Origin of the sequence: Aphanizomenon sp. CS-733/32 (assembly GCF_028330045.1) — a bacterium.
In the GTDB taxonomy this organism is placed as follows: Bacteria; Cyanobacteriota; Cyanobacteriia; order Cyanobacteriales; family Nostocaceae; genus Dolichospermum; species Dolichospermum gracile.
This window is the reverse complement of the sequence record NZ_JAQMSE010000192.1, coordinates 1-5,241: the sequence shown is the minus strand read 5'-3', so window position 1 is coordinate 5,241 and position 5,241 is coordinate 1. Positions and strand designations below refer to the sequence as shown.

Below are 5,241 nucleotides of genomic sequence, written 5' to 3'. Positions count from 1 at the left end.
TCTTTATTTTGCCAAGCACTTAATATTTTCTGTCTTATATCAATCGAATATGCTGCTGCCATACATCTCAATTATTTTATTTTTTTTACATCTTTAAAGTTTACCATCTTTGTACCGCGTTTGATCTCAAACTGCTGTAAGATATATGCACAATTACAATACAAAAAATATTGAAATAACAACCAGTAGCGGTAATGTATTTGCTGATTTAGGTTTACCTAACCCAGATGAAATGCTAGTAAAAGCAGAACTAGCTCGTCAAATCAGTAATGCTATTTCCGCACGTCATATCACCCAAGCTGAAGCGGCTGAATTATTAGGAATTGATCAACCAAAAGTTTCTGCTTTAATGAGAGGAAGACTTACAGGGTTTTCTCTAGAAAGAATGTTTAGATTTCTCAATGCTTTTGAAATTGATGTAGAAATTAGAGTAAAACCTAAATCTAACCATAATGCACGGATAACTGTAGTTTAATTCGAGCTATTTCCAAGTCAAAATTTATAGCATAATTACAAGATAGAAAATAACACATTTTGTAAAAACACACCATGCCGAAAATCACTCTAGAAGTATCAGAAGAACTATCTCAACAAGTAGCACAAATAGGTAATGAACATAAATAAGTATGATAGAAAATATTCATATAAGAACCAGTTACAACAACGTAATTATCGTCTTAGTAGAACCAGCAGGACCATTGAATGTCGGTTCAGTGGCCAGGGTGATGAAAAATTTTGGCTTATCTAAACTAATATTAGTCAATCCTCAATGCGATCGCACATCAGATGATGCCTTAAAAATGGCAGTTCATGGTAAAGATATTCTAGAATCTGCGATCATAGTAGACACATTACCACAGGCATTACAGGGCTGTGTCCGTGCTGTTGCTACTATGGGACGAGAATACAGTGGAGAACTCCCCCTAGAAACCCCTCGCACGGCTTTACCCTGGTTATTAGCAGAAGTAGAAAAGCCTGTAGCTTTAATTTTTGGGAGAGAGGATAGAGGATTAACTAATGAAGAATTAAATTATGCCCACAAATTAGTTTTTATTCCTACCAATCCTGAATATCCATCTTTGAATTTAGCTACAGCCGTTGCTATTTGTTGTTATGAATTATCACAATCTATTGACTTATTTACAGATCAGAATATACCCGATTCAGAAATTGCCCCGTTAGATGCTATGGAAGGATTCTATCAGCAATTAGAATCTTTATTGCTGTCCATTGGTTATCTTTATCCCCACACCGCAGCTAGTCGGATGGAAAAATTTCGCCATTTATATAATCGTGCTTATCTACAAACTACGGAAGTGGGAATGTTACGAGGGATTTTACGACAGGTAGAATGGGCAATTAATAGAAAAAACTCTGAAAACCTGGATTAATTGTGAGAATTTGCTCAAGTATGTTCTCAAAATCCATGCAGTTTTTAATGATAATTCTATCAACTATACTCAACACGGCTTAATTATTTGATTTGAGCGGGTAGGTAAGGGTAACGTCAACTTAACGTTAAACGCGCGGTTAGAAACCGCGTCTACACAGGCAAAACCCACCTGTGTGGGTTGCAAATCCTTGATTTTTAATTAGTCCCCCCAGGCGGACTTTGTTTGTGTAGCCGTGAATTCCATTCGCTAGGTTTTTCATGATTTTGCAAAAGTCCATATCCCAACCATTTTGAGTATAAACTCCGAAAAGTTTCAGTATTTCTGGAACTCTCCAACTAATCCCTATACTTTAAATCATGTAACAAAAATCAACTTATCAATTCAACTGCAACTTCCTGCGCTTCCAACACATTAATTTCATCTAAAATCCGCCAAATTTCCTGCATCATGGGATCTAAACCAGTGCGAGTTACCGCCGAAATTATGAACACTGGTGCTAAAGCTAGATGATTTAATTGAGTAGCTAAGGCCTCCAAATCAACAGTTTCTCTATCAACAGCATCTATTTTATTTAATGCCAAAATTTGCGGACGTTTAGGTAAACCTCGTCCATAGGCTTTAAGTTCTTCTTGAATAGTGTGGAAATCAGCGATAACATCTTCACTTGTGGCATCAATTAAGTGTAATAAAACCCTTGTTCGTTCAATGTGACGCAAGAAATCATGACCTAAACCGGCACCATGAGAAGCACCTTCAATTAATCCGGGAATATCGGCGAAAACAGTACCATCACCTGTAGGTTTTTTGACTACACCCAAATTAGGAATTAAGGTAGTAAACGGATAATCGGCGATTTTTGGACGTGCGGCGGATAAAGAAGAAATTAAAGTTGATTTTCCCGCATTTGGTAAACCAATAATTCCCACTTCTGCTAACAGTTTCAACTCTAAACGTAATACCTTTTTTTCTCCTTCTAAACCAGGAAGGGCATATTCAGGAACACGGTTACGGTTACTCAAAAAATGTTGATTTCCCAGTCCACCTTTGCCACCTTCTGCGACTCGAAAACTTTGTCCGGGTTCAACTATATCGCATAGTAAAACACTCGTTACTGCATCATATACAGAAGTACCACAAGGGACTTCAACAATTAGATCTTTTCCACCTGCGCCAGTGCAATTATTTGGACCGCCACGTTCTCCATTTTGGGCTTTAAATAAATGCTTGTATCGAAAATCTAATAAGGTTTGTAGGTTAGTATTACCGACAAAAATTACTGAACCACCTTTTCCGCCATTCCCACCAGATGGACCACCTGCTGGGACATATTTTTCTCTCCGAAAAGCGACAATACCATCGCCTCCGTTACCTGCTTCTACTTCAATTACTGATTGGTCTATAAATTGCATAATTAGTCAGTTGTCAGTTGTCAGTTGTCAGTTGTCAGTTGTCAATCACGCTAACAATTGACTACTAACAACTAATTTAAATATAAGGTGTAACATCTTCCCCACAGTCATCTGCTAGATAGGAAAGGGCGCGGAAGCGTAAACCTACCATTTGTTCATAAAGGGGGTTAATTTTACACAGGGGCGGAATATGAACTATTTTCCGGCCAAATAAGGTGACATCTCTTTCAAAGGGACATTGGGAAGGAATCATCTTACACAAAAATTTCGCCACTCTGGGGTCTTGAATGTCTAATCCGTCTAACCATTGACGCAAGGGAGTTAAAGCGTCTGGGTGTGGGGTTTGCAGTCCAGGAGAGGGGAAATCAGTTGTTTGTGTGGTATCTTCTAGGGTATGACGTAGGGCTGTGAGTAAACTTTCTTGCAGTTCTAATTTTTGACACAATTGCTGAAGTAGGTCATCTTCACTAGGTGAGTATATACCATCGGCGATCGCTACCATTACCGCTGTCCGCAAGAAATTTTCCGCTACAGGTGTACCTTTACCTAATATAGCCGCTAATTCATCGGGTTCAATTATCTCTAAAGAATGCCAGTTAATAGAAGGGGCTAATTCATCTTTGGTAAGATTAGTAATTAATTCCTGTTCTTGGGTATCAAAGTTACCATCAGCCCAAGCGATGGTCAGTAATCCACGTAACCACGCAATAATTTGTTCGCTGCTGTAAGGAGTTTGAGCAGTAGTTGTCATAAAAACTCACGCCTTGTAATTTTTATTAGTTAATATTAAGCTACCTTGGGGATGACTAAATTTCTGTACATTTAATTAGTAAAAATAAAGTAGATGTAGTCCAATATGATCAGGAATTTTGTTGGGTTTCCCTGGGTCAACCCAACCTACAATATAACTAATTTTTAGCATAAACTCAGCAGCATTGATTCCCAAGGGCATCAAATATAGTTATAATTGATTATACTTGTCATTAATTAGGTATAAAATATGTTTTGCTTTGGGATTGAACATGAAGTTGCTTTTCTCAATGATCAAGGAAAGTTCGCAGATTTCCATAATACAAAATTTGCAGATTTTCAGCAAATTGTTGACAAATTACCTATCTATTCCACTGACTACCCACAATTAAGGGTTGGTGATGCTGGGATTAAGAAAAAGCGTTGGTATATCGAGGGATTTGAAAGATTTAGCGACTCTGAAGAGGTAATTGACTGTGTAGCTAAAGGCATCGAAATTAGAACAACTATCCACTCTACCATTCAAGGGGCAATTGATGAATTAACCGCAAGTTTTGTTTTACTGAGTGATGTCGCTGCTAACTTTGGTTTTTCACCTGTTTTAGCCAGTTTTAATCCCTATACTTGCGTATTTGAGCCACAACCTCCATTAAATGATTTTGAGATTAGGCAATTACAAGCTTATCCAGATGAACAAACTGCTCATATTTATATGGTTTCCTACGGACCAGATTTAAATATTTCCCTAGCAAATTTGTCTACGGAAAAGTTAATTGATACTGGTAAAAAGTTAACTTATTACAGCCCTTACATCATTCCTTTTAGTTATAGTTCTCCTTTTTATAATGGTGATTTATGGACAGGTTTATCAGTAAGGACATTTATCAGAACGGGAAAAAGATCCGCAACATTAGTGTTTGTGGAAAAGACAGAAGAATTAATTAAAAGTGTCCCATCATTAACAAAAGTTGCCCGCATTCCTTCAGAAGTAGGACGAATAGAATTTAAAGCTTGTGACAGTTGTGATAATTTCGCTATTTATGCAGGTTTATTAGCCTTATTAAAAGGTTTAATATTAGATGAAACTTTACCAGGTAGAGCAATTATACCTGATGCTAATTTACACCAAATTTCGGCAAAATTGGGATTCGAGAATAAAGAGGTTTTTGCTAATTCTCATAAACTTTTACAAGTTGCTGAAATTGCCCTTCAAGATGATCCTGACATGGAACTTTTAACCCCACTAAAACTAATTTTATCTGAGAAAAAAACAAGATCTCATGAATTAATTAAGTTATTGCAAAATTCAGGTTCAATTGAATCCACTCTCAAACAAACCTATGGCAATTTTGGATCTTAGATTACCAATTTTCTCGATAGGACTCCTCTTTGATTTTTGAACAAGAGCGATCGCCGCAGGTATCGGGTCTCATATCCCTGATCAGACCGAAGGAATAGAAATCGCTATATAATTATTGAGAATAATGCTTTGTTAGTAACTAAATTTAACTTATTATGTTAAAATAACCATGTCTGTTATCCAAAGGATAAGAGGGTGTTTGAAAAGTCTAATTTATTACTTGCAAGGGCGACTAGAAGTCGCAGCTACACAGACGAAACCCACCTTCGTGGGTTCAAAAGCCTTGATTTTTCGTTAGTCCACGCAGGTGGACTTTGTTTGTGTAGTA

The 5,241-nt window shown here is 37.1% G+C and carries 5 protein-coding genes; 3 read left to right on the top strand and 2 right to left on the bottom strand.

Features of this window, described 5'->3' with window-relative positions:
- The first annotated feature begins 145 nt into the window (after positions 1–145).
- On the top strand, positions 146–475 hold the full coding sequence (locus tag PN471_RS15345; protein ID WP_271777595.1) for a helix-turn-helix domain-containing protein: 330 nt from the start codon (positions 146–148) through the stop codon (positions 473–475).
- 151 nt (positions 476–626) lie between these two features.
- Positions 627–1,391 carry an RNA methyltransferase gene (locus PN471_RS15340; RefSeq protein WP_271777594.1) on the top strand — a complete coding sequence of 255 codons (765 nt, stop codon included), beginning with the start codon at positions 627–629 and terminating at the stop codon, positions 1,389–1,391.
- A gap of 371 nt (positions 1,392–1,762) precedes the next feature.
- Here PN471_RS15340 and obgE read toward each other — a convergent pair whose 3' ends face one another.
- Positions 1,763–2,803: a GTPase ObgE gene (gene obgE, locus PN471_RS15335; protein ID WP_271777593.1), complete on the bottom strand. Its 1,041-nt coding sequence runs from the start codon at positions 2,801–2,803 to the stop codon at positions 1,763–1,765.
- A gap of 76 nt (positions 2,804–2,879) precedes the next feature.
- Entirely contained in the window at positions 2,880–3,554 is a 675-nt protein-coding gene (locus PN471_RS15330) for a Mo-dependent nitrogenase C-terminal domain-containing protein (RefSeq protein ID WP_271777592.1), read from the bottom strand.
- 249 nt (positions 3,555–3,803) lie between these two features.
- Here PN471_RS15330 and PN471_RS15325 point away from each other — a divergent pair, with 249 nt between their 5' ends.
- On the top strand, positions 3,804–4,913 hold the full coding sequence (locus tag PN471_RS15325; protein ID WP_271777591.1) for a glutamate--cysteine ligase: 1,110 nt from the start codon (positions 3,804–3,806) through the stop codon (positions 4,911–4,913).
- Positions 4,914–5,241: the final 328 nt, after the last annotated feature.

Bases quoted from the DNA above. Each gene is read 5' to 3' on its own strand.
- PN471_RS15345 (WP_271777595.1), top strand. From the start codon at position 146: ATGCACAATTACAATACAAAAAATATTGAAATAACAACCAGTAGCGGT.
- PN471_RS15340 (WP_271777594.1), top strand. From the start codon at position 627: ATGATAGAAAATATTCATATAAGAACCAGTTACAACAACGTAATTATC.
- obgE (WP_271777593.1), bottom strand. From the start codon at position 2,803: ATGCAATTTATAGACCAATCAGTAATTGAAGTAGAAGCAGGTAACGGA.
- PN471_RS15330 (WP_271777592.1), bottom strand. From the start codon at position 3,554: ATGACAACTACTGCTCAAACTCCTTACAGCAGCGAACAAATTATTGCG.
- PN471_RS15325 (WP_271777591.1), top strand. From the start codon at position 3,804: ATGTTTTGCTTTGGGATTGAACATGAAGTTGCTTTTCTCAATGATCAA.